Raw genomic sequence first — 24426 nt, forward strand, 5'->3', positions numbered from 1 at the left:
CAGCCTGGGGCAATATCTTTTGTCGTCTCTACCGCGTCAGCATCCGCTTCCAGGTGCCTTTGTGCAGGTTGTACTTCAGCGTGCTGGGCAGGGCCTGCCAGAAATACTTGTTTACTTCCACCGCGAAGCTCGGCTGCATGTAGCAGTTGATGGTGCAGCCTTCGCACTGCGGCAACCGGCCTTCCAGCGCCACCAGCCGCCCCACGGCCGGCGAGTGGTACAGGTCGAATAGCTGACCGTCGATGGGGAATTTCTGCTCCCCCAGGTGGTAGCAGGGCAGCACCAGCTCGTTGCTGGGCGAAATAACCAGGGTGGTGCTGGCGGCCTTGCACACAGGCGCGGTCACGTGGTTGCCGCCGTCCTTGCGCAGCTGAATGAACGCCTCGTTCAGATACACGCCCTTCCGCTTGCCAAAGGCCGACAGGTAGTCCAGCTCGGCAGCCGTGAGCTGCCCGCCCGTAGCCACGGAGTTGTATTCGAAGGCCGGGTTCAGAATCAGCACCAGGCCGTTAGGCTGGGCGATGTCGCGGTACACGGCCTCGAGGTCATGCAGGTTTTCGCGGAACACGGTGAACAGAATGTCGGGTCTTTCCCCCAGCTCTTTGGCCACCCGGATGCTTTCAAAAACGAAATCGTAGCAGGCCACGCCGCGTCCTTGGTCGTGTACTTCCTTTTCGGAAGAATCGAGGGAGAAGTGCAGCATATCCACTTTACCGCGCAGCCGCTCCGCGTACTTAGGGTAGAGCAGGCAGTTCGTCGTCAGGGTGGTGATGAAGCCCATGTCGTGCGCCAGGGCCACAAACTCGTGAATCTGACGGTGCAGCAGCGGTTCCCCGCCCGTGAAATCCACCACGCTCACGCCCAGGCGCTTCAGGTCGCGCAGGTTCTGCTCCACATCGGCCAGCTGAATGTAGGGCGAGGGTTTTTCCCAGATGTCGCAGAACGAGCACCGCGCATTGCACCGGTAGGTGACGTAGTAATTGCAGAGAACCGGGTGATGGATAAGGCGCATAGGTGCCGTAAAGATAGGCAACTACACCGGCCGCCATCCGCCCCGCCACATACCAGGTAACTGCTAAAAGCGTTACGGGCTTGTTTTACCGCGTATCATCCCGAAAAGCATTGCTATGAACGGCTACTCTTTGCTGCTGGGCACTCTCCTGGCGGCCACCTTTACCGGCTGCGAACAGGAAAAGGTGTCGCCCGACGGAGGCTACCTGGTTGTCGGCCGGTATTATGGAGAATGTATAGGGGAAAGCTGTATCGATATTTTCAAAATCGATACGGTGGCCGAGCGGCTGTATGAAGATACTGCCGATACTTACCCTTCTTCAGAGCGGCCCTACGAGGGACGGTACCAGCTGAAAAGCCAGCCCCTGTACGAGCAGGTCCGGGTCCTGCCTCAGCACGTCCCGGCTCAGCTGCTTACCCAACCTACCGGTATCGTCGGGCAGCCGGATTTCGCCGACGGAGGCGGGTATTACGTAGAAGTAAGCGCCGCTGGACAGCGTAAGTTCTGGCTCATCGACACGCAGAAGAACAACATCCCGGTTTATCTGCACGCGTTTGTGGATGAGCTGGATGCGAAGATCAGGAGCCTCCAATAGCCAGGACGGCCTTTGAGCCTATCAAAATAGGGCGTCATGCTGAGCTGGTCGAAGCATCTCGCGTGCTGACGTAGGAGTAGTAATCTAACGTCAGCACGCGAGATGCTTCGACCAGCTCAGCATGACTGTTCTTTTTAGCCTATTTGGATAGCCTCTCAGTGCAGCAGTACGCCCCAGCTTTTCTCCCAATGCGCCGGGGTAGCAGCCAATGCCTCGGCCGTTGGCTGTCCATAGTGCTCCAGATAATAAGTACAGAAGCCTTTAAGGGGACAACGGGCGCAGTCGGGTTGGGTGAAAAAGCAGATGTGCTGGCCGTGCCAGTAGTTGTGCTTGTGAAAGTTGAGCAGCACTACCGGGTCGGGCGGCAACTGAGCCAGCAGCACCTGGTGGGCCTTGTCCACCAAAGCCCTGGGGCCAATCATGCCCACCCGCTGCGCCACCCGGTGCACGTGCGTATCGACGGGCAACACCGGCTTTTGAAAGTTAAAGAGCAACACCAGCGACGCCGTTTTCAACCCGATACCGGGCATCGCCGTCAGCCAGGCCAGGCCCTTTTCGGCCGGCCATGCCGCCAGGAAGTCGAGGGTGAAAGCGCCCTGCTCGGCTTTAATGCGGGCCAGGATTTCCTGAATGCGCGGCGCCTGCGTATCGGGCCAGCGGGTGGTGCGGATGGCGTGGGCCAGCGCCGCTACCGGCGCGGCCAATACCCCATCCCAGTCGCCAAACTCAGCCAGCATCCGGTTATAGGCCAGCTCCTCATCGGCATGCGTGGTGCGGTGCGACAGCAGTGTGGAGATAAGCTCGCGCATGGGCGGGCGGCGGGGTTCGAGGGGTAGCGGACCGTAAAACTCGTGCAGAATCAACTGGTTCTGCCAGGTTTTCTGCTCCGGCGTCAGCGTGGTGGCAGCAGTGCTCATAGGCAGGCTTTACCGCCTGATGCGCGGTCGGGTTACGCCCAACCCAAAATCCGGCGTGAGGCACCCGCCGCCGCGCGGGACGGACGCCAGACTCTGAGCCACCAAAAAAGGGCAGCTCCTTTCGGAAGCTGCCCTGTTCTAGGTTCTAAACCAAGCTTAGATGGTGCCTTTTTCGGCCGCTTTCTTCAGCTTTTCGTTGGCGTAGATAGCTACTTCCACCCGGCGGTTGGCAACCCGGCCCGACTCGGTCGCGTTGTCGGCAATAGGCTGCTGCGAGCCGTAGCCCGTTACGGTGAAGCGCGAAGCCTCAACGCCTTGCTCCTGGGTGTAGTTGGCCACGGCCTGGGCCCGGCGCTGCGACAAAGGATTGTTGACGGCGTCGTTGCCGCTCGTGTCGGTGTGGCCTTCTACCAGCACGTTGGTATCGTTGTACTTGATGAGCGTCTTGGCCAGCTCCGCGATATTCTCCCGGGCCTGAGCCGTCAGAGCCGATGAGTTCTTGCCGAACAGCAGGCCCGAGTCGAAGGTAATCTTGATGCCTTCCCCTACCCGCTCAACGCGGGCCCCGGACATTTCCCGCTTCAGCTCGGCGGCCTGCTTATCCATACGGCGGCCAATTAGGGCACCACCAGCACCACCTACGGCAGCCCCAATGATAGCGCCGCCGGCGGTGCTGTTCTTGCCCCCGATTACGCGGCCCAGAACGCCCCCGACTACGGCTCCGCCCCCGGCGCCAATCAGGGCACCCTTAGCGGTTTTGCTCCAGGGTTTTCTAGTCTTGGTTGTGGTCGTGGTCGTGGTTTGGGCTTCGGCTACGTTGGAGCCGAGCAGCACGACGGCCAGCAGAGCGGCGAAATACGAACGGAGATTTTTCATGTGTTTTGCTTTTGTGGGTTTGGTCTGAGGTTAAGAGCAGCTGATTGCGGGGTCAAACTTAATAGAGTTTACAGAACCCCGCTACTGTTCTGCTGGAAGGAGCGTTGCAACCACCTTGCCAAAAAGTCGCAAGCCGGGGCAGAATCCCTGAAAAGCTCCTTTAAACGCTTTTAAAGGCATTTTCGAAGAGGGAATTTTTCTACTTCCGGCTCTGCGGCTACGAAAGCTGCGGGTGATTTCCGGCCTGCCGGCAACTAAATATTTTGCGTAAAACGGCCATTGGCCAACGGCCAAAAACCTCCACAAAAAAGACCGCGCCAGTCGACGCGGTCTTTTTTGAAAACTGGCGGGCTCCTTACAGACGGTTCTGCTCGGCGGCCTTCTTCATCTTCTCGTTGGCGTAGATAGCAACCTCTACCCGACGGTTAGCCTGCTTGCCTTCCACCGTGGTGTTGTCGCCAATCGGCTGCGAAGAACCGTAGCCCTGGCTGGTCACGCGGGCGGCATCAACCCCCTGGGTGGTGGTATAGTTGGCCACGGCCTGGGCCCGGCGATCCGACAGCGGCTGGTTGATGGCATCCGTGCCGGAAGCATCGGTATGGCCTTCGATCAGCACGTTGGTGTCGGGGTATTTCTGGAGGATGGCGGCCATCTTCTGGATTTCCGTCATGGAAGCAGCCCGCAAGGTAGCGCTGTTGGTATCGAACAGAATGCCCGAATCGAAGGTGATTTTGATACCCTCGCCCACGCGCTCCACTTTGGCGTTTTGCATATCGCGCTGGAGCTCTTCGGCCTGCTTGTCCATTTTGCGGCCAATCAGGGCCCCCCCGGCTCCGCCTACCGCGGCCCCAATGATAGCGCCGGCAGCCGTGCTGTTCTTGCCCCCGATTACGCGGCCCAGCACACCACCTACTACGGCTCCGCCCCCGGCCCCGATCAGACCGCCCTTAGCCGTCTTGCTCATCCCGGTTTTGCGGGGGCCACTCCCGTTGGTAGCCTCCGGGATGTTGGGGTTACGGGTAGTAGCGCACGACCCCAAAAACAGGGTCATAGCCATAAACAAAGAGAGCAATGATTTAGAGGAGTTCATCAGAATGAAATTAGTGAAAGGGAAAAAGGAAGAGCTGAGTTGACTTTCGGGGATGCTTACTGGGTTTTCGGGCAAAATGTTTACCTAATATAGCCCGCTGGCTATACCCGTTTGAGGAAGAGGCCGGTACTTTCCGGGAGGGGTAGGAGAAAGCCCATTCCCCGCGCCGGTTGCGCGATGAATGGGCTTTTCCAAAAAGCTTGCCGGAAATAGTTGCGCGCCTAATTTCGGCCCCGCTGAACCGGCGAAGCTTCGGGAGCGGCAACGGCGGCGGGTTGCAGCATCGTCAGCAGATCAGTGAGTTGCTGCTTGAGGTCCTTACGGTCGACGATAAAATCCAGGAAGCCGTGTTCGAGCACAAATTCGGCGCTCTGGAAATCTTTCGGCAAATCCTTGCCGATGGTTTCCTTGATCACCCGCGGACCGGCGAAGCCAATCAGAGCGCCGGGTTCGGCGATGTTGAAGTCCCCCAGCATGGCGAACGAGGCCGTCACGCCGCCCGTGGTCGGGTCGGTGAGCATGGAGATATAGGGGATGCCCGCTTCGGAGAGCATCGCCAGCCTGGCCGAGGTTTTAGCCATCTGCATCAACGAGTAGCCCGCTTCCATCATCCGGGCGCCCCCCGATTTGGAAATCATCAGGAACGGAATGCGGTGCTGGCGGGCGTAGTCGATGGCCCGGGCAATTTTTTCGCCGACCACTGACCCCATGGAGCCGCCGATAAACTTGAAATCCATGCAGGCTACTACCAGGTCCAGGCCGTTGAGCTGGCCGTGGGCCGCGCGCACGGCATCAGTCAGGCCCGTGGTCTGCTGCGTCGCGGCGAGGCGCTTCGGGTACGCTTTGGTATCAACAAACTGTAAGGGGTCGGCGGAGGTAAGGGCCGCGTCGAGTTCCGTGAACTCATTACCGTCGAACAGCAGCTCGAAGTACTCGGCCGAATCAATCCGGTCGTGGTGGTTGCACTTGGCGCAGGTATACAGCAGACGTTTGTGCTCGGCCATCGGGGCCACGGTTTTACACTCCGGGCACTTATACCACAAGCCGTCGGGCGTCTCTTTCTTCTGCTCCGTCGGGGTGACGATGCCTTTTTCTACGCGCTTAAACCAAGACATTTCTTTCAATTAAAAATTAAGAACTGAGCCGTACAACCTATGAATCCGAGCTGGCAAAAAATCAGGGGGAGCTTTTCCCGGCCAGCGCCGGGAATGCTTCTGATATGATTTCGCCCTGCTCAACTCATAGTTTCTACTGGGCTCTATGCCGGCTTCCAGCCGGGTTCAACTCCCCCGCGGCCCAGTATTCGGCCGGACGGCGCCCCAGACCAACGGCCCCGGGAAGGGAACAAATATAGGTTGAAAATCGGTGCGTCCCCGGCCTTGTCGTTGCAAGTTGCGGCGGCGGGGCGCTACCTTGCCATGGCATAGTGGGGCATCCCTGACCGGCTGCCACCCCTTTTCTTTCCCAACCTGGCCTTCCGTGAAGAAACAACCTACTCTATTCCTGACTGCGGCCCTGCTGACGGCCGCTACGGTGCTGCCGGGCTGCGTGGCCTCTAAAAAGTACGACGACCTGCGGGCCCGCCAGACGGCTACTGAGCAAGGCAAAGCCGAAGCCGAGCGCCAGCAGCGGCTGGCCGTGACGGAGCTGAAAAAAGCCACCGATGAGCTGACCGAGCTACGCCTGAATACCAAGCGCCTGATGGCCGACTCGACCCAGAACGGCAACGCCCTGCGCCGCACCCGCACGCTCTACACCCAGCTGACCGACAGCTACGACAAGCTGCTCAAGAACAGCGACCGGGCTATGGCCGACAAATCGGCGGACTACAATAAGGTGGCGAAAGACCTGGCCCGCCGCGAAGCTGAGCTGGGCGACCTGGATACGTCGCTGAAAAAGACCCGCACCGAAATCGATAAGCTCAACACCGATCTGAAAACCCGCGAAGCCAGGCTGGCCGAGCTCACTCAGGCCCTGGCCGACAAAGACAAGGCCGTGAATGACCTGAAGGCCAGCGTGAGCAACGCGTTGCGCGGCTTCCAGGGCACCGACCTGCAGGTGAAGATGAAGGATGGCAAAGTGTACGTCTCGTTGTCGGAGCAGCTGCTGTTTAAAACCGGCTCCACCAAAGTAGACCCCAAGGGTCAGGAGGCCCTGAAGCAGCTGGCTACCGTGCTCAAAACCCAGCCCGACGTGAACGTGGTAGTGGAAGGCCACACCGATAACGTGCCTTTCAGCCGTCCCACGGCGGCTATGCAGGACAACTGGGACCTGAGCGTACTGCGGGCCACTGAAATTGCCCGGCTCCTCACCACCAGCGGCGTGCAGCCGGAGCGCGTCACGGCTTCGGGCCGCGCCCAGTACGTGCCCATGGCCGCCAACGACTCGCCCGCCAACAAGGCCCTGAACCGCCGCACCGAGATTATCCTGACGCCCAAACTCAACGAGCTGCTCAAAATCCTGGACTCCAACTCCACCACGACCACACCGGGCAAATAGGGGACAGCAAGGACTGGAAAACTGCTGGGTCTTCGCCATAAAAAATGCTTCAGTATTTCTACTGAAGCATTTTTTATGGCGGTTGCGGCCCCACTCCCGGGGCTCAGACGCGCAGGTGCGCGAGCCATCAGAATAGGTGGGAACCGACCTTCGGCCACGGTGAGCCGCTGGCCGGGGCGGGGCAGCACCAGGCGGATGCCCTGGGGGGCCGGCCGCCGCTACCAGCCGCTCTACCGGCTCGGTCCGGCCGTGGAAGGCCCGGCTGAAGGTGCCCCAGGGCAACGGCAACAACGGTCCGCCACCCGGTAATCGGTGCGCCGCCAGTCGAGCGCGGTTATCTGGCCCGCCGGCTCCCTGCTGAACCGGCGGCTTTCGAAACCTGCTGCGCTCAGGCTTACCAGGGCATTCGGAGCGCGTCTTCCAGCTTGGTAAAAGCGCCAAAGCGGACTTTGCTCCGGCTGTAGCGCAGCGTGCCCCGCGGTACGGCCCGGGCAATTTCCTCCAGCGTCCGAAAGGCGATTTTATTCGGGGCACTTTCCAGCCCCAGATACTGGGCCGCAAAGCCGGTAGCGCTGTTCAGCGGGCCTTCAATCGTGTACAGGGCCGTTAGCCGCCACCCGTCGGGCATCCGGCGGGCGCTGATTTTCATTTGCTCGGCCAGCGTGCGCGCAGGCACGACCACGGTGGTAGTGAGGAGACCTCGCCCGGCATCCATACTATCGGGCAGGAAGCCCCGCGCCGTCAGATACTGCCGCAGGGTTTGCAGCACGGAATCGGGTCGGGCCGTCGTCCGTACCAGCACCACATTGGCCCGCGCAAAGGGGGCCGGGGCTTCCTGCGGCGGTTGGGCGGCCGCCGAAAAGCCGGTCAGCAGCAGCGTCAGCAGCAGGAATACTCCAGGCCGCCGCATTACCCAATAGCCTGCTGCAGATCCTCAATCAGATCCTCCGCATCCTCAATACCCACGCTCAGGCGGATCAGCGAATCGGACAGACCGGCTTTCTGCCGCTCGGCGGCCGGGATGCTGGCGTGCGTCATGGTAGCGGGGTGGCCCGAAAGGCTTTCCACGCCGCCCAGGCTTTCGGCCAACGAGAACAGCTGGAACTTCTCCAGCACGGCAATAGCGTCTTCCTTCACGTCGCCCTTCAGCACGAAGGAAATCATGCCCCCGAAGTCGTTCATCTGCCTGGCGGCAATGGCGTGGTTGGGGTGGTCCGGAAAGCCGGGCCAGTACACCTTGCCCACTTTGGGGTGACTCTTGAGGTACTCGGCCACCTTACGGCCGTTTTCGCAGTGCCGCTGCATCCGGATGTGCAGGGTTTTGAGGCCGCGCAGCACCAGAAAGCAATCCTGGGGGCCGGGGGTGCCGCCGCAGGCGTTCTGGAAGAAGCTCAGCTGCTCGTGCAGCTGGTCGTCGTTCACCACCACGGCGCCCATCACGGTATCGGAGTGGCCGGCCATGTACTTGGTCAGCGAGTACATCACCATATCGGCCCCCAGCTCCAGCGGCGTTTGCAGGTAGGGCGTGGAGAAAGTATTGTCGACCACCAGCAGGGCACCGGCCTTTTTAGCCACGGCCGAAGCAGCCGCGATGTCGATAACGTTGAGCAGCGGGTTGGTCGGCGTCTCGACCCAGATGAGCCTGGTTTTCTCGTTTACCACGGCTTCCACCGCCGTCATGTCGTGCATGGGCACGAAGTGGAATTTGATGCCGTAGGTGGCGTACACTTTCGTGAACAGCCGGTAAGAGCCGCCGTAGAGGTCGTTGGTCGAAATAACTTCGTCGCCGGGCTGGAGCAGCTTCACGATGCAGTCGATGGCGGCCATGCCGGAGGCGAAAGCCAGGCCGTGCCTGCCGTTGTCCAGCGCGGCCAGCGCGTCCTGCAGCTGGGTACGGGTGGGGTTGTGGGTACGCGAGTACTCGAAGCCCTTGTGGTCGCCGGGCGAGCGTTGCACGTAGGTCGAGGTCTGGTAGATGGGCGTCATGATGGCCCCGGTGGCGGGGTCCGGGTGCACGCCGGCGTGGATGGCTTTGGTTCCGAATTTCATAGGGAAGAGGAGAAAGCGAGGCAACGTGAGCAATTGGACCCGCAAGGTAGGAATGTCACTGAAGCTTTGTGGGCCCGGGTTTGTTTGGAACTTGCGCGGCCGAACGTAACCCTGACGCTTACGTTGAATCGGCTACCCCGTCGCTGTTCCCTATCCGCCTATGGCTTTCCTGAAAGAGCTGTTCCAGAAAAACACTTCTACCCTGCTGTCCATGGCGATGCTGGTGGCCATGCCGGTACTGGGCAGCTCGTCGCTGACCTACCTGCTCTACCGCAACCAGGCGCTGCTGCAGAATCTGTCGCTGGGTCAGGCGCTGGCCTACTTCGTGGTTATTGCCTTCACCATGGCCTTTGCCCTCACGCCCACCACGTTCGTGGCCCTGGCTACCGGGTTTTACCTCGGCTGGGCGGGCCTGCCGGGCATGGTGCTGGCCTACGCCCTGGCCGCTTTGGTAGGCTACGAGGTAGCCTGCCGCCTCGACCACGGCAAGATGACCGCCTTTCTGCACCACTTCCCCAAAGCCGACGCCGTGATGCGGGAGCTGAAAACCGAAAGCCTGCAGCTGATCGTGCTGACCCGCATTTCTCCGGTGCTGCCCTTTGCCCTGATGACGTTCGTGCTGGCCGTGATGCGCATCGACCGCCGGCGGTTTCTGCTGGGCAGCGTGGCCGGAATGCTCCCGCGCAGCCTGTTTTTCTACTGGCTGGGGACCAAGGCCCAGGACGTTTTCACCTTACTCAGCAACCCCGATACCGGCACGACCGGCAAGCTGCTGTTGATCGGGCTGGTAGCGGTGTCGCTATTCGGCCTCTACTACCTCTTCGACCGGGCCCTGAAGCGGGCCCTGGGCCGCAGTTCGGTAAGCGGCAAAAAAAATTAAAACTGACTTTCAGTTGCTTGCGTCTTTTCAGGGAGGTTTTTGCGGGCAAATTCGGGCTATGGCTTGTATGACTGAATTATTTGCCCCTATCTTTGCACCTCCTAAACGGGAAAGATGGTTGTGTAGCTCAATTGGATAGAGCATCTGACTACGAATCAGAAGGTTTAAGGTTCGACTCCTTACACGACCACAGGTAATTACCCCCGGAAACCCCGGAAAGTCGCTAATCAGGTAACTGAAGCGGTTTTCCGGGGTTTTTGCATTTGGCCCGGACCGTCTTTACTACCTGGCTTCACCTTAGCTAAACCCCCAACCCCCGTGCCGGTACACGCCGAACGCCGCACCGACCGACCGGATGCATCCGGGCGCTGCGCCATTCACCTGCGGGCCTACTTCGACGGGCAGCGCCTGCGCCTGGTGACCCGCGAAAAATGCCTGGCCTCGGAATGGCAGACCGACAAACAGAAGTTTCGGCGCGCCAAGCCGGGCTTTCAGGAAGCCAACGAATACCTGGACAGCCTGGCGGCGCGGGTGCAGGCGGCCTACCGGCAGCTACGCACTTCGGGTATTGAGCCCCCGCCGGAAGACCTGAAAGCGGCCCTGGCTCCTCCCACCCCCGTTGAGAAGCCCAAGCCCATGCCGGTGCTGCCCCTGATTGAGTTGTTTGATGAATACCGCCTGGCCCTGGCGGCGCGGGGGCGGCGGGCCAGCACGTTGAAGGGCGTAAAAACGACGCGCAACCTGATGGAGCAGTTCGAGGGGAAGCTAAAGGGTAAGCTGACGTTGGCGGCCTATGACGTGGCCATGCACGACCGGCTGTTGGGCTTCCTGCGGATTGAAAAGAAGCTGGCCCAAAACTCCATCTGGAAAGTTGTCAAGCACATCAAGGCCCTGCTGGCTTATCTCGGGGAGGACCGGGGGCTGACGCTGGCCCTGAAGGTGCGGCAGCTGAAAGCGGCGTGGGTGGACGTGGACAAGGTGTATTTGCTGGCCTCCGACTTGACGCTGTTGGAAACGGCGGCATTGCCGGCAGGGCTGGTGCGGACGCGGGACGCCTTTCTATTTTGCTGCTATACCGGACTGCGCTACTCGGACCTAGCCGAGCTGCGCGAAGGGAATTTGCACGAATGGAGTGGGGCGCGGGTGCTGCGGCTAACGCAAACCAAAACGCGCACGTCGGTGAGCATCTACCTGACGGCGGCGGCCTCGGCGCTATTGGATAAGTACCGGGGCACGGGGCAACGGCTGATGCCGGTAATGGCCAACCAGGTGATGAATCGAAATCTAAAGAAGATTAGTGAGCTGGCGGGGCTGCGGGAAATGGTGGAAGTGGTAACAACAGAGCTAGGCGAGGTGGTAAAGCGGCAGGTGCCCAAGCACGAGCTGGTGACAATGCACACGGCGCGCCACACGTTTGCCACCCAAAGCCTGCTGCGGGGCATGGCAATGGAGGTACTACAGAAGGTCATGGGCCATACCCGGATTCAGACGACCATGATTTACGCCAAGATTATCGAGGACTTCCAGCATCAGGAAATGCGGCGAATTTGGGACGGGGAGGCAGTGGCAGCCATTGCCGCCGTGCCGGAAGTTTGCCAGGTGTTACTTGCTGCGTAGACAGGCAAGCTTAGCATTATGGATTCATAGAGAAACGCCCGGCTGGAGCTTAGCTGCGCTGTCCTCCGGTTGCTCCGGGCCGGGCGTTTTTGTGAACATTTGAAGTGGGGCCACGCCTTGGCATATAGCCTTGGGTAAATACTTAGTTCAAATGGCACTTGGGTTGCGTTGTACTGGCCGGGTTCCACCCAACCGTCAGCAAAGCGTCTAAATCGAATTGAAGCGCTTTATCAATGCTTTCTCAGCTTTCTCAAAAAATTGAATTCACCTTACAGGTTGGCATGCAGCCAGTTCACGGGGACATGGGGGCAATGGCTTCGGCCAGGACTAGTGCTCAGTTGGCGGGGCCTGAGACACCTACTGATTGAAACACCAACAGTTTCAGCACAACAGCCTAGTCTGCACTAGCCGTTTACGGCCATCGGCGAGTTGCTGCTTCTCCTTGCCGGCATACGGAATTTGTCCGTTTTAACCGTAAAACACGGCCCGGGCGGAGTGGTGCGTACTTTCGAGCTTGTCCCAGCTGGTCATTAATGCGCTTGCGCCGCGCTTGGTCGTCCATGTGGCGCAATAGGAATTCGGTGCGCACCACCCGGCCCAGCTCGCGTAATTCTGCGCGTTGGCACGGCGGAGCGAGGGCCGCCGCCGCCCGGAGCGCCGCTTTCTACGGCGTACCGAGTTTGCGGAGGCGCTCCACGGTGTTGGCGTTCCGTGGGTTCAGCGCCAGGGAGCGGCGGTAGTTTTCGATGGCCTGCGGCTTGTTGCCGGTGCTCTCGTAGGTTTCGGCCAGGCTGTCGTAGGTGTTCCAGCTTTTGGGAAACAAGCTGACGTTCAGCTTGAAAATCTCCAGCGCAGGTTGGGCCTGGCCCTGCCGGAGCAGCGCGTAGCCCCACACGTTCACGTAATTTTCCGTCAGATGTAGCTCGGGGTGCTGCTTTTTCACGACCGCGAATACGTCGGCAGCATGGCCGTATTTACGGGCGGCCAGCGCCGTGCGCAGCGCCTGCAGGGCGGGCGGCACGCCGTAAACGGCTTCCACAATCTGCCCGGCCGTGGCTTGCAAGCTGCTTTGCGTGCCCTAGTCCGACTCATTGGCAAGCAGCACGATGCCGAATTGCCGCTCCGGGTACAGCGCACAGTAGCTGGCGTAGCCAAACGTGCCGCCCGAATGCTGGAGCCGCCGCTGGCTGTCCACCATTTGGTCCGGGTTCCAGTTGAAGCCGATGGCCTCGTCATCGAGCCGGCCCCAGGCGGGCTGCTGCGTCAGGGTTACGGCCTTGTCCGGGGCGGCCAGTTGGTATTGCAGGTACTTGACCATATCGGCCGCGCTGTAGCGCAGCCCACCGGCCGCCAGCGCCGTGGCCATGGTGAGCGGCGGCATCGGGTGGCCCTTGCCATCGTAGCCCGTCGCGTTTGGCCCCGTGTCCGTCGCGCCGGCCAGGTGCAGCGGCTGGTTGACGTAGCGCGCCAGCAAGTCGGCGTAAGAGGTTTGGTACACGCTTTCCAGGATGTAGGCCAGCAGCTGCGTGGCTACGTTGGAATGGCGCGGCAGCAGGCCGGGAATCGTATCCAGCCGGGCCTGGTGCAAGTCGGCCAGAAAGTTCTGCTTTGCGTAGCTGCGCAGGATTTTCACCGCCCGGAAAGCCACCGAATCCGGGTTAGCCGCCTGAAACAGGTTTTCCGGCAGATTATTGGGCAGCCGGGAGGTCATGTTGGCCAAATGCACCAGCCTAATCGGCTGGCTCCCAAAGGCCAGATTCGGATATGCCTCCGGCAGGTATTTGCGGATGTCGTCATCCAGATCCACCCGCTTTTCGAGCACGGCGTGGGCCAGCAGCAGGCTGATAAACGTCTTGCTGATGGACCCGATTTCGTACACGGTGTGCGGCGTCGCCACCTGGCTTTTGCCCTTCTCCGTGGTGCCGAAATGGTAGAAGGAGGTCCGGCCATTCCGGGTGATGCCAACGGACAGGCCCACCCGCCCCGGCTGCCGCATAAGGGCAGCTCCCAGCCGCTGCACCACGGTATCCAGCTGAGGGTGTGAAGCCGCGACTGGCGCGGGGCGCACTTGCCCAACGGCGTTTCCTAACGTCGAAGCCAGTAGCGTGGTCAGGGCGATAAAGCGGGAAAAACTCATACTGTTGGTGGTTGTAACGACGCGATACGTTGCGGCTGGTTGTTGAAAGAAATGGTGCTGATGATGCAAATGCAGGGACTGGCTTTATTTTTTTGTTTCCAACGCCTGTATTATTGCATTTTGAAATTTCTCCGGTTCGTCTTTATGTATTTGATGTCCGGAATTTTCGAATAAAACCAATCCTTTTCTTGGAGATTGTAGGTCCTTGAAATATTTCTCCGCGATTTCAGTGGATGTCTGAATATCGTTTTTACCAACGAAGAAATAAATCGGGCAGCGCACCTTCTTCAAGCTCTTCGGTAAATCAATGTTCATTACTTCATTCCACACCGGCGACCAGGTTTCTGACCATTTAAGAAACCCGTTTTTGAATTCATTACTTGTCGCGTATTTCTTGCCTTCCTTGTAAAAAAGCCATTTTCTGATATAAAATAAGTCTTCGTCCTTTTTAAAAGGAATATTGACACTCGCTAATTCCTGGCTGGCAAGCGGAGTTTCTTTGAAGTAAATCTTTAAAATTTCAAGCAATTCCTTTTCACTCGTTAGTTGGCTGATAACGGGATTTACGGCGAAGTAGGAATGCAATAATTCGGGATGGTTTTCGACCATGTAAAACCCCAGAACATTTCCCCAGGAACTGCCCAACAAGTGTATCTTGCCTTTGCGTAATTCCTTCGTCAGAAAACGCACTACTTGATACGTATCATTTTCCATCTGCTCAACGGATGGCTGGTTCGGTGAAGGATTTAATGCCAAGGTCTTTCCTGCGTCCCGTTGGTCCCACTGGACGATGGTGAATTTGCTTTTTAGAACGTTGGTGAACTTGTCCGCAGCAGGTATCATGGAGCTTCCGGGGCCACCCGATAAAAACAAAAGCACCGGCTTGTTCAAATCATCCGTTTTGATTTCCAGAACCTGTTTTATTCCACCAATTTCAGGGGTCAGGAGGGTGTCAATTTTATGCGAAATGTTCACAAATTTTAGCTCCTTTTTACCTTGCGCTTTGCAAGCATAAAATTGAAAAAGGATTGACAGCAGGACGAGAAGGAAAGTCTTTTTCATGACAGGGAACGGTTTGTTGGTTGAAATTACTGGCAGCCTCATTGGCCGTTAGCAGGCTGGTTGTTAGGCCGCGAACAGCTTACTCCCGGTTGCTGCCCTTGGCCTGCCGGATGGCCCGCCCGTCCTTCAGGTTGAAGCGGTACTGGAAGCTGAGCCGGTAGCGGGCGGCGTTGCGGTTGCTGACCTGATTGAAGTCGAAGGTTTGCCCCTGGGTGCGGGTCCGGGTTTGGTTGGTGTCGAAGAGGTTGGTGCCGTCGAGGGTGAGGGTGGCGCGGTTTTGCAGCAGGTTTTTGCTCAGGGCCAAGTCGGCGTTGTGGATGGCGCGGGTGCGGGCCTGGGCGTTGTTCTGGGGCCCGGTCACGCTGTAGCGCGCCTGCACGGCGAAGCTCGCCGGCAACTTGAGTTGGGTGCTGAAGCGGCCCGTGACGGTTTGGTCGGCAAACCCGAAGTCCTGTTCCCGGTACGTGCCCTGCTGGCGGAAGCGGAACAGGTTCAGCTCGGTGTTGAAGTTCAGCCACTTCGCCGGGTTGTAGAGCACCGACAGCTCCAGGCCCAGGCGGGTTTCGCCGCGCAGGTTCACCGGCGTGCTGATGAACGTGCCCGTGGGGTCGCGGTAGGTGTAGGTCTGGATGAAGCCGGTGGTGCGCTGGAAGTATACCGACGGGTTGAACGTGACCTTGGCCCAGTTCCGCAGCAAGCCCCACTCCAGCGCGTCGGTGTAGGCTGGGTCCAGGTCGGGGTTGCCCACCGATTGCGCGTTGAGGTCGGTCAGCTCGTTGAAGGGGTAGAGCAGCCACAGCGAGGGGCGGTCGATGCGCCGGCTGTAGTTGAGTTGGCTGGTCAGGCCCTCGCGGAACTGGTAGCTCAGGTTCAGGGTGGGGAACAGGCGGGCGTACCGCTTGCGGTTGTTGAACTCGCCGGCACGGTCGGCGAGGGTGATGCGGGTCAGCTCGGCCCGCAAACCCAGCAGGTACGAGAGCTTGTTCAGCTTGCTGCCAAACTGCGCGTAGCCGCTGCTAATCAGCTCGTCGTAGCGCAAGCTGTTGTTGATGCCCCGGAACACGGCCCATTCCGCGCCGCGCTGTTCTTCGGCCCGGAAGTCGCTGGTTACCTGCCGGCTTTCGGCTTTCAGACCCACTTCCAGCTTGGCGCGCGCGCTCAGGGGCTGCACCCAATCGGTTTGCACCCGCAGGTCGCGGCTGTCCCCCACCGAGCCGGTGCGGATGCCGGGCAGGGCCCCGTCTTGGGGCGAGAGGCGGCGGGTGGTCAGGGTCCAGTCCTTGTCGCTGTTCCAGAAATCGTACTGCACGTCGGCCGTGTACTTGCGGCCGGCTTGCGCGAAGAGCCGGGTGTAGTTGAATTCGAGCTGATTGTAGCTCCGGTTTTCGCGCGAGTCGCCGTCGCGCCGTCGCGTGCTGTCCGGCTGCCCGCCTGCGGTGGCGTACTCGTACCGCAAGTTCGTTTGGTCGCGGTCCCGCGTGTCGTTTTTCAGGAAGGCCGCCGTGATGGTATTGCGCTCATTGATGGCGTAGTCCGCGCCGAAGTAGAGTATCCGGCCATCGTCGTGCCGGTACTCCACCTGCCGCTGGCTCAGAGCGGCCGGGCGGCTGCCTAGGCCGGTGGTTTGGTCGGTGCGGTAGCGGCCCAGGTAGTCGGACAGGCGAAAGCCGGCGGTAGCGAATACGTTGAACTTGCCGGACTTATAGGTCAGCCCCGCGTTCAGCCGCGAATCGTTGGGCAGGCCGCCTACCAGGCGCAGCTGGCCGCCCAGGCCCGGCTTTTTGGTCTTCTTGAGGATGACGTTGATGATGCCGGCGGTGCCGGCGGCATCGTAGCGGGCTGAGGGGTTGGTGATGACCTCCACCCGCTCGATTTGCGTGGCCGGAATCTGGTCCAGGCCGCTGCTTTGCGTCAGACCCGAGCGGCGGCCGTTGATGAGCACCGTCACGTTGGGGTTGCCGCGCAGGCTGATGCCGCCGGTCGGGTTCACCGCCACCGACGGCACCCCGTTCAGCACGTCGTTGGCCGACCCGCTTTGCGAGAGGATGTCCTTGCCCACCTCGAACACCTTCTTGTCGAGCTGCAGGCTGATGCCGGGTTTTTCGCCCGTCACCGTCACTTCGGCCAGCTGGGTCACATCAAGCGCTAGCAGCACCGGACCCACGTCCAGCTTGCCGCCCGCCGCAGGTACCCGCAGCGGCTGGCTCACCGTCTGGTAGCCCATGAACCGCACCTCCAGGGTCAGCTCGCCGGCCGGCACGCCTTCCAGCCGAAAGGCCCCCTGGTCGTCGCTGATGCCGCCGCCGACCAGCTTAGCGGCCGCATCCAGCAGGTTCACCGTCGCATAGGGCACCGCGGTGCCGGAAGCCCGGTCCCGCACCGTGCCGCTGACGGTGCTGCCGGGGCCGGCGGCCGGGGTGGTGGGTTGCTGGGCCGCGACGGCCTGGCACAGCAGAATCGACAAGCAGAGGGCGGGTATGTTTTTCATGGCCCAAAGGTTGGCCGGTACCCCAGGCGTTTTCAAGCAAATCCATGCCAACGGCTCTAGCGGCTGCTGAACGGCTCCGGCTGATTTGCGGAGCTTGTTACCTTTGGTTCATGTGCCGGCTCCCACTGTTTCTCTTGTTGCTGCTTGCGTTGGCCTCCTGCCAACCCGATACGACGTTCGAGGCGGCCGAGGCAGTTTTTCAAACGGGTGACGACCCGCGGTGGGCGGCCCCGCGCTACGACGACTCCGGCTGGCGAACCGAGCGCGGCCTCACTGGCAACCAGGTGTTCTGGATGCGCCACCGCGTCACGCTCCGGCACCGGGATTCGGCCGCGCCGCTGGGGTTGCGGGTAAATGCCTTCGGCAGCTTCGAGGTGTACTGGGACGGCACCCGCATCGGGCACAACGGCCGGCCCGCCGGCCCGGCGCGGGCCGAAGTGCCCGGCACTGCCGCCAGCACCTACCTCGTGCCCGATTCGCTGGCCGCCCCCGGCCCGCACCTGGTGGCGCTCCGGGCCACGCAGGTCCATCTAGGGCACGACCGGCGCACCTCTCAGTTGGTGCTGGGCAGCTACCCGCGCCTCTTGCGCGACCCGCTGCTGCTGCTGGCCTTCGTGAACCTGATGGCCGGGGCCCTGCTAATCGCCGCCGCCTACTACCTGTTTCTCTTCCTCAACAGCAGCCGGAAGGAGTTTGGCAGCCTGGTATTTAGCCTCATTTGCGCCCTCTGCTTCGCGCTGCTGATGGTGGAATACGCCAAGTTTTATGTTGACATCCCCTACCCGCGCTTCTACGTGCGCCTGGAAATCATTGGCCTGCTCACCTTTGCCATTGCCGGGCTGGTGCCCCTGTATTTCGCCATCCAGTTCGAGATAAAGAAAAAGGGCCTACTTGCCGGCGCGCTGTTCGCCGTGCTGGGTGGTATTTACCTCGTTCATTACCACGAGTACGACCTGACCGCGCTCCGCCTGAGCCAGGCCGCGTGGGTGGCCGCGCTGCTGCTTGTGCTGTGGGCCGTTTGGCAGCGGGCCCCCGGCAGCGTCCTGGTCCTGACCGGCTTGCTGGCCAGCGCGGTGAGTCATTATTTCCTGGAATTTGATTTCAGCCTGTACATCGCCTTCACCATCCTCGTGCTCTGTATGCTCTACCTGCACGCCATTCGGGTGCGGGCCACGGAAAACGAGCGCCAGGCCGCGCTGCTGCTCTCGTCGCGGCTGAAGCTGGAGCTGCTCAAGAAAAACATCCAGCCCCACTTCATCAAAAACACGCTCACCTCGCTGCTCGATTGGGTCGAGGAGTCGCCCGCGCAGAGCGTAGTCTTCATCCAGGCCCTGGCCCGCGAGTTCGACTTGCTCAACGGTATGGCGGAGGCCACCCTGATTCCGGTGCGCCAGGAGATTGAGCTGTGCCAGAATCATTTGCGCGTGATGCAGTTCCGCAAGGAAATCAGCTACGAGCTGGAGCAAACCGGCATCGAGCCCGACGACCTTATTCCGCCCGCCATTTTCCACACCATCCTCGAAAACGGCATCACCCACAGCCTGCCCCCGGCCGATGGCCGCATCCGCTTCCAGCTCAGCTTCGAGCGCACCGGCCAGCAGAAGAAGTACCAGTTGCTCACCCGCGCCCAGCCCCGGCCCGCCGAAAAAGGTGGCAAAGCGGGCAGCGGCACGGGCTTCCGCTACATTGCCGCCCGCCTCCAGGAAAGCTACGGCGCGGGCTGGACGTTTCACTCCGCCGCCGTGCCCGAGGGCTGGCTCACCTCCATCACCATCGCCCCAGTCGCATCATGAGGATAGTCATCGTCGAAGACGAAGCCCGCATCGCCCGGCGCATCGAGCGCATGGCCCGCGCCTACTTCGGCCCGGCGCTGGAGCACCTGACCAGCTGCGACTCGATTACGCAAGGCCTGCACGCCCTGGAAACCACCCCGCCCGACCTGCTGCTGCTTGACCTCAACCTGAACGGCAACGACGGCTTCGGCCTGCTCGAAAGCGTCAGCGCCGGGGCCTTCCACACCATCATCATTTCCGCCTACGCCGAAAAGGCCATCACCGCCTTTGCCCACGGCGTGCTGGATTTCGTGCCCAAGCCCTTCGCCGAAGAACGCCTGAACCAGGCCTTTGCGCGGGTGGCCGCCACCGTCAAAAAACAAGAAAGCGGGCTGAAATACCTGGCGGTAAAGAAGCAAGGTAACATCGTGCTGATTGATATCCAGGACCTGCGCTACATCAAGGGGGCCGGCATCTACACCGAATTACACCTGCAAAACGGAAAAAAGGAGTTACATGACAAGTCGCTGGAAAAGCTGGAACAGCTGCTGCCCAGCTCTTTTGAACGCATCCACAAATCCTACATCGTCCCCATTACGCAGGCGGAGAAAATCATCGTGCAGGAAGGCAGCAGCTACCAGCTACTGTTAAAGAACGGCGAGCTGATTCCGATTGGCCGCTCACGCTACAAAGAGCTACGAAGCAAATTGCTGTGAAGGGGTCTGGCACCGTAATAATAGCCGCATCAGAAGTCTACCCGCAGGTTCACGTTTGAAATGCAACAAATTGGGTTGAAAAGAGGGATTTCAGGCGTTCATTGGGCGTGGCATAGTTCAATTTCTTTCTGGGCCGGTCGTTGATGCGCTCCTGGTAGGTTAGTATCTGTTGGGGGCTCATCTGGGAAAAGTCTTGCTTTTTAGGCAGGTACTGGCGGATGAGTTTATTGTTGTGCTCGTTGGCTCCCCGTTCCCAGGCATGGTAGGGGTGGGCAAAGTAGAAAGACGTTTTTAACGCTTTGGCGATGCGCTCATAGTCGGCGAACTCAGTGCCGTTATCCGACGTGAGCGTGTGGACGGGCAAGCCGCTTTGGCTTAGGCTGTCAATAATCGCCTGACGGGTCTGGGCAGCGGATTTATCGTCTACCCGCTGCATGAGCAGATAGTTGCTGCTGCGTTCGGTTATCGTCACCAGGACGCCTTTTTGCTGGGGACCCAGCACCGTGTCGAGTTCCCAGTCGCCGAAACGACTCTTTTCCGCGACCACCGCCGGCCGCTGGTCGATACTGGGTTTAGCCGCCCGGCGGGCTGCTTTGCCGCGCCCATCGGGTTTGCCAGAGCGTTTGCGATAGGGGCGATTGGCATGGCGTACGTCTTTGTACAACTGGCCGCCCTGCCGCTGGTCGCGCCAGATGTGGGCATAAATGGCCGCCCGGCTGAGCATGGGCTGCCCCTGCTGCTGGCAGCGGCCTTTTATCTGGTCGGGCGACCACTGCTGGGCCAGGCCTTCGGTAATAGTGGCCGTGAGGGCCGGTGTCATTTTCAGGGCATTGGCTCTTTTGCGTTGGGCTGCCCGTTTGTGGGCCGTCTGCGGCTGGTAGGCGTGGCGGGTGGGGCCATTACGGGCCAGCTCGCGCGTGACGACCGAGCGGTCTTTGCCGATTCTACGGGCAATCTCGGCGGGCTTGAGATGGCGCAGGCTCCCAATTTGATATCTTTGGCTAAGGGTTAGGTGGGGCATGGGGCAACAGTTTGGCGATTGTGGCAAACATACCACCTTGTCCGGAATCAGCGGGGAGGTGACTCCCCGCTGACGTTCTGGGTAATGTGCTATTTTTGGCCACAGATACATTTGTTGCATTTCATTTTGGAATCCAAGAGGGCCCAAGTACAGGGTGCTCATCCCGGAGATGGCCTTTCCCGTACTCTGAGGGCTGAACAGGTTTTCTACACCGTTTCTATTGGCCTTGGCTGGCCTGGACTTGCGTTTCCGCCAACTTCACCTGCCTGCCAACTTGTACAGAAGAAGGAAGGTATAAATTTTCGGATAAAGCGGTTTCGAGTTATAGCGGTTAAATTTTATTTTACTTTGGAATAATAATATATTTGCGCTTTGAGCGATTCTCCGGTTGGTGTACATGCCGTCTTTCCGGTCGGCTGGCCGAAAAAGCCAGCCGACCGGGACGTACACTAAGCGGAGAACCGCTCTAAATCTAACCTTTCATCCGCTTACCCCAAGTGAACATGTTTCCAGTGTTCTCGCTCCGGCTCAGCAGCATTGGAACCAGGGCCTGGTTGCTGGGACTGCTGCTGGTGGTGAGCAGCCTGGCGGCCAGCGCGACGGAAGGGCCCGGCTGGCAGCGCGACCCCGTGCTGAGCTCGCTCCTGATTCAGCAGATGGTGACGGATGCCGCGGGGTTCCGGTGGGTGGCTACCGACGAGGGCGTGTACCGCTACGACGGCAACGAAATCGTGCCCCTGAAAAGCCTGGTGCGCCGGGGGCCGCGCCTAAAGGTGGAGGCGGTGTCGGCGCTGGCCCTCGACCGGGCGGGCCGGCTGTGGATAGGGGCCGAGTCGGGCCTTTCCCGCTTCGACCCCACCACCGGACGGCTGCTGGTGGTGCCAATACCATTGCGCCCCGACGAACGCCCCAAAGTGATAACCCTGCTGCACCACCCGCGCAGTGACCACCTCTGGGTCGGCTACGGGGTGGGGACCGTGGCGGTGTTTGCCGCCATACGCCCGCGGGCCCCGCTTTTCCCGGTCAGCCGGGTGGCCGAAACCGCCTTCTATTTTACGGCCGAAACGGGGGGCGACGGCGTTTGGCTGGCCAGCGACCGGCCCGTGCTCTACCACTTGGCACCCAACGGCGCGGTGCGGCGGCAATTTCGGGTGCCGGCGCAGCTGCTGCCGGTGCCGGGCACGCGGCCGCAGCGGTTTTTTGGTCGCCAGGGCATGTTTGTGCTCGACCCGGCTTACCGCCTGCGGGCCCTCTGTCGGTGGCCGCGACTCCTGCCCGAACTGACCAACCAGCCCTACGTCAGCGACAGCACCCTCGACGCCGTGGTGGCCGGGCAGTGGCTGCACGTGGCGGGGGTGCGCGGGGCGCGCCCGCGTCTGACGACGGCGCTGGTGGTCGCCCCTTCCGGCGAGCCCGAAACGCGCAGCTACACGCTGGAGCGCGACGCCTACGGCGTGTGGTGGCGCTTCGACCGTACCTATCGCGGCTGCTACAAGCAGCGGCAGGTGCGCCAGGTAGTGGAGCCGGTGCTACGGGCCGGCGGGGCCCCGGTGGGCAGCGCCCGGCTCATCACCCGCCTGCCGGACGGCCGGCTTTTCGTTTCAACCTACGGTGGTTCCTTCACGCAGGCGGCCGACTCGCCCACGGCTCCCCTGCGGCCGTTCCGCATCTGGCAGTCGCTTCAGAAGGAGCCGTACGACGGCGTATTCGACGGCATTTTCGCGGCTCCCACGGGCCGTTTCGCCGTGCTGGCCGACGAGCTCTGGGGCGTGGCGCACCTCGACCTGACGACGGGCCACATCAGCAATTTAGCGCAGGGGCCGATGATACCCTGGCGGCGCGAAACGAATGGGCCGGCCCGCGCTTACGCGTTGCTCCGGGACCGCGCCGGCCGGCTCTGGGTAGGCGGGCAAACGGGCTTGTTCCGCGTCAGTGCCGACTTAGCCTCCCTGCGGCGGGTCGCCGACGAGCGCGCCAACTGGCCCTTGCACAAACTCGACGTCACGGGTCTGGCCGAAGACCCGGCCACCGGGGCCCTGTGGATAAGTACCAACGGCGGCCTGTTCTGGCTGCCCCCCGACCAGCCGGCCCGGCTGCGCGCCTATGGGGTGGACGCCCCGGCCGGGCGCCGACTGCCCACCGACGCCCTCACCTGCGTGGCGGCGGCCGGCCCCGGTCGCGTGTGGGTCGGCACCCGCGACCAGGGCCTGCTGCTGGTGGATGCCCACGCGGGCGTGGTGCGCCGGCTCAGCGTGGGCGCGGGGTTGCCGAGCCACAGCATTGCCACCGTGCTGCCGGACCGCGCGGGCGACGTATGGGTGGGCACCTATGCCGGGCTGGTGCATTACGCCCCGGGCAGTGGCCGGCTTTCGGTTTTTGGCGAAGCCGAAGGCTTTGAGGACCCCGAGCTGAACCGCCGGTCGGCCTTCGCCGATGCCGACGGCACGCTGTGGTTTGGCGGGGTACGGGGCGTGTACCGCGTGCGGCCGGGGCGCGGGGCGGCGGTGACCTTATCCCGCCCGCCGCGGCTGCTGCTCACCGCCCTGGGCACCCCGGACGGGGCTGACGAAGCCGTGCGATACCTCACCGGCACGCCCCGCGAACGGTTCACGCTGGCGGCCGGCCCCACTGCCTTCGTGGAGCTGCGCCTGGCCCTGACGGATTATTTCGCCCCCGGCCTCGTGCGCTACGCTTACCGCCTGCACTACGCGGCCGAAGCGGTGCCCACGGTCTGGCTGAACACACCGCGGCGGCTGGTGCTGCGCGGCCTGGCTCCCGGTGATTACACGGTGGAAATCCGGGCCGAAACCGCGGGCGGCCAGCAGGCGGGTAACCACCTGCGCGTTCCGCTCCACGTGGAAGCCCACTGGTGGCAATGGCCGCTGCTGTGGGTGCTGGTAGCCGGAGTGCTGCTGGGCCTGGGCTACGGCGCGCACCGCCTGCGGCTCCGCCGCGTACTCCGCGAAGCGCACCGGCGGGCGGAGCTGGCCGCCAATCTGCATGATGAGGTAGGCGCCTTGCTGACCCGGGTCACCATGCTGGCCGAGGTCCTGCGCGAGCATTACCTGCCCGGGCCCGACGACGGGGCGGGCCGCTTCGACCCCCGCCACGCCCTCGACCGGTTGCTCTACAACAGCCGGGCGGCCGTCCAAACCATGCGCGACGTGGTCTGGGGCATCGATTCCCGGGCCGATTCGGTGGCCGCGCTCCTGGACCGCATGCGCGAACACCTCGACCAAACTGCCACCGCGGCCGGCCTGGAGGCCACCTTCACGCAGGCCGGGCTCAGCGAAACCACCGTGCTGCCGGCCAGCGCGCGCCAGCATTTGTTCCTTATTTTTAAAGAAGCGGTAACCAATACTGCCCGGCACGCCCCGACCGCCACCCAGATCAGCGTGCACCTGGGTCGCCGCCAGGGCAAACTGGTGCTGGAAGTGGGCGACAACGGCCAAAGCAGCCGAAGCAGCTCCGCCCACCCCAGCGGCATGGGCCTGCGCAACATGGCCCACCGCGCCAAGGCCCTGGGCGCCGACCTGCGCACTGGTCCCCACCCCGACGGCCGCCCCGGCTACCACGTGCTGGTGACCCTGGGGTAAGGGGGCACCAAATTCTTAGGGCTTACGCAGATACGCGCTTTGTTAGCCCCGGCGGGGCATATATCGCCAGTAAAACCTTGCCAGTCAAGAACGAAGCCC

The 24426-nt window shown here is 61.4% G+C and carries 19 protein-coding genes and 1 tRNA gene; 8 read left to right on the top strand and 12 right to left on the bottom strand.

Translation table 11 applies throughout. The features are described from left to right. Window positions 1–28 precede the first annotated feature (28 nt). Window positions 29–1012 carry a radical SAM protein gene (locus tag ABD833_RS04830; protein WP_345071343.1) on the bottom strand — a complete coding sequence of 328 codons (984 nt, stop codon included), beginning with the start codon at window positions 1010–1012 and terminating at the stop codon, window positions 29–31. 115 nt (window positions 1013–1127) lie between these two features. On the opposite strand from ABD833_RS04830, the gene ABD833_RS04835 reads away from it, so the two are divergent. After that, a complete protein-coding gene (locus tag ABD833_RS04835; RefSeq protein WP_345071344.1) occupies window positions 1128–1607 on the top strand; it encodes a hypothetical protein in 480 nt (159 codons plus the stop codon). Between the two features lie 155 nt (window positions 1608–1762). Here ABD833_RS04835 and ABD833_RS04840 read toward each other — a convergent pair whose 3' ends face one another. The 4 genes from ABD833_RS04840 to accD form a co-directional block, all read right to left on the bottom strand. Then, window positions 1763–2524 carry an endonuclease III domain-containing protein gene (locus tag ABD833_RS04840; RefSeq protein WP_345071345.1) on the bottom strand — a complete coding sequence of 254 codons (762 nt, stop codon included), beginning with the start codon at window positions 2522–2524 and terminating at the stop codon, window positions 1763–1765. A 156-nt stretch (window positions 2525–2680) separates the two neighbouring features. Next, on the bottom strand, window positions 2681–3400 hold the full coding sequence (locus tag ABD833_RS04845) for a YiaD family glycine zipper/OmpA-like lipoprotein (RefSeq protein ID WP_345071346.1): 720 nt from the start codon (window positions 3398–3400) through the stop codon (window positions 2681–2683). Window positions 3401–3755: 355 nt separating this feature from the next. After that, the gene (locus tag ABD833_RS04850) at window positions 3756–4451 is read right to left on the bottom strand and encodes a YiaD family glycine zipper/OmpA-like lipoprotein (protein WP_345071347.1); all 696 of its coding nucleotides are present in this window, start codon (window positions 4449–4451) and stop codon (window positions 3756–3758) included. Window positions 4452–4711: 260 nt separating this feature from the next. After that, on the bottom strand, window positions 4712–5605 hold the full coding sequence (gene accD / locus ABD833_RS04855; RefSeq protein WP_345071348.1) for an acetyl-CoA carboxylase, carboxyltransferase subunit beta: 894 nt from the start codon (window positions 5603–5605) through the stop codon (window positions 4712–4714). A 364-nt stretch (window positions 5606–5969) separates the two neighbouring features. Here accD and ABD833_RS04860 point away from each other — a divergent pair, with 364 nt between their 5' ends. Then, window positions 5970–6989 carry an OmpA/MotB family protein gene (locus ABD833_RS04860; protein ID WP_345071349.1) on the top strand — a complete coding sequence of 340 codons (1020 nt, stop codon included), beginning with the start codon at window positions 5970–5972 and terminating at the stop codon, window positions 6987–6989. 394 nt (window positions 6990–7383) lie between these two features. On the opposite strand, the gene ABD833_RS04865 is transcribed toward ABD833_RS04860, so the two are convergent. Together ABD833_RS04865 and ABD833_RS04870 are read right to left on the bottom strand one after the other, a co-directional pair. After that, entirely contained in the window at window positions 7384–7899 is a 516-nt protein-coding gene (locus ABD833_RS04865; protein ID WP_345071350.1) for a hypothetical protein, read from the bottom strand. Then, a complete protein-coding gene (locus ABD833_RS04870; RefSeq protein ID WP_345071352.1) occupies window positions 7899–9038 on the bottom strand; it encodes a cystathionine gamma-synthase in 1140 nt (379 codons plus the stop codon). Before ABD833_RS04870 ends, ABD833_RS04865 begins: the two co-directional genes overlap by 1 nt. A 160-nt stretch (window positions 9039–9198) precedes the next feature. Here ABD833_RS04870 and ABD833_RS04875 point away from each other — a divergent pair, with 160 nt between their 5' ends. The 3 genes from ABD833_RS04875 to ABD833_RS04885 all read left to right on the top strand — a co-directional run bounded on the left by ABD833_RS04875 (window position 9199) and on the right by ABD833_RS04885 (window position 11535). After that, window positions 9199–9918 carry a TVP38/TMEM64 family protein gene (locus tag ABD833_RS04875; protein WP_345071353.1) on the top strand — a complete coding sequence of 240 codons (720 nt, stop codon included), beginning with the start codon at window positions 9199–9201 and terminating at the stop codon, window positions 9916–9918. 116 nt (window positions 9919–10034) lie between these two features. Further along, window positions 10035–10108, top strand: a tRNA-Arg gene (locus tag ABD833_RS04880). Between the two features lie 128 nt (window positions 10109–10236). Further along, entirely contained in the window at window positions 10237–11535 is a 1299-nt protein-coding gene (locus tag ABD833_RS04885) for a site-specific integrase (protein WP_345071355.1), read from the top strand. 664 nt (window positions 11536–12199) lie between these two features. Here ABD833_RS04885 and ABD833_RS04890 read toward each other — a convergent pair. The 4 genes from ABD833_RS04890 to ABD833_RS04905 all read right to left on the bottom strand — a co-directional run bounded on the left by ABD833_RS04890 (window position 12200) and on the right by ABD833_RS04905 (window position 17222). Beyond that, window positions 12200–12598 carry a tetratricopeptide repeat protein gene (locus ABD833_RS04890; RefSeq protein ID WP_345071356.1) on the bottom strand — a complete coding sequence of 133 codons (399 nt, stop codon included), beginning with the start codon at window positions 12596–12598 and terminating at the stop codon, window positions 12200–12202. A gap of 15 nt (window positions 12599–12613) precedes the next feature. After that, the gene (locus ABD833_RS04895; protein WP_345071358.1) at window positions 12614–13672 is read right to left on the bottom strand and encodes a serine hydrolase domain-containing protein; all 1059 of its coding nucleotides are present in this window, start codon (window positions 13670–13672) and stop codon (window positions 12614–12616) included. Between the two features lie 84 nt (window positions 13673–13756). Further along, window positions 13757–14734 carry an alpha/beta fold hydrolase gene (locus tag ABD833_RS04900; protein ID WP_345071359.1) on the bottom strand — a complete coding sequence of 326 codons (978 nt, stop codon included), beginning with the start codon at window positions 14732–14734 and terminating at the stop codon, window positions 13757–13759. 79 nt (window positions 14735–14813) lie between these two features. Beyond that, window positions 14814–17222, bottom strand: a complete 2409-nt coding sequence (locus tag ABD833_RS04905) for a TonB-dependent receptor (protein ID WP_345071360.1) — start codon at window positions 17220–17222, stop codon at window positions 14814–14816. Between the two features lie 110 nt (window positions 17223–17332). Here ABD833_RS04905 and ABD833_RS04910 point away from each other — a divergent pair, with 110 nt between their 5' ends. Together ABD833_RS04910 and ABD833_RS04915 are read left to right on the top strand one after the other, a co-directional pair. Further along, entirely contained in the window at window positions 17333–19015 is a 1683-nt protein-coding gene (locus tag ABD833_RS04910; RefSeq protein ID WP_345071361.1) for a histidine kinase, read from the top strand. After that, on the top strand, window positions 19012–19710 hold the full coding sequence (locus ABD833_RS04915; protein WP_345071362.1) for a LytR/AlgR family response regulator transcription factor: 699 nt from the start codon (window positions 19012–19014) through the stop codon (window positions 19708–19710). Before ABD833_RS04910 ends, ABD833_RS04915 begins: the two co-directional genes overlap by 4 nt. Before the next feature lie 49 nt (window positions 19711–19759). On the opposite strand, the gene ABD833_RS04920 is transcribed toward ABD833_RS04915, so the two are convergent. Further along, on the bottom strand, window positions 19760–20731 hold the full coding sequence (locus tag ABD833_RS04920; RefSeq protein WP_345071363.1) for an IS30 family transposase: 972 nt from the start codon (window positions 20729–20731) through the stop codon (window positions 19760–19762). Between the two features lie 503 nt (window positions 20732–21234). On the opposite strand from ABD833_RS04920, the gene ABD833_RS04925 reads away from it, so the two are divergent. Continuing rightward, window positions 21235–24327, top strand: a complete 3093-nt coding sequence (locus ABD833_RS04925) for a sensor histidine kinase (RefSeq protein ID WP_345071364.1) — start codon at window positions 21235–21237, stop codon at window positions 24325–24327. The last annotated feature ends 99 nt before the right edge of the window (window positions 24328–24426 follow it).

It is taken from the genome of Hymenobacter fastidiosus (genome assembly GCF_039539565.1).
Classification (GTDB): Bacteria; Bacteroidota; Bacteroidia; order Cytophagales; family Hymenobacteraceae; genus Hymenobacter; species Hymenobacter fastidiosus.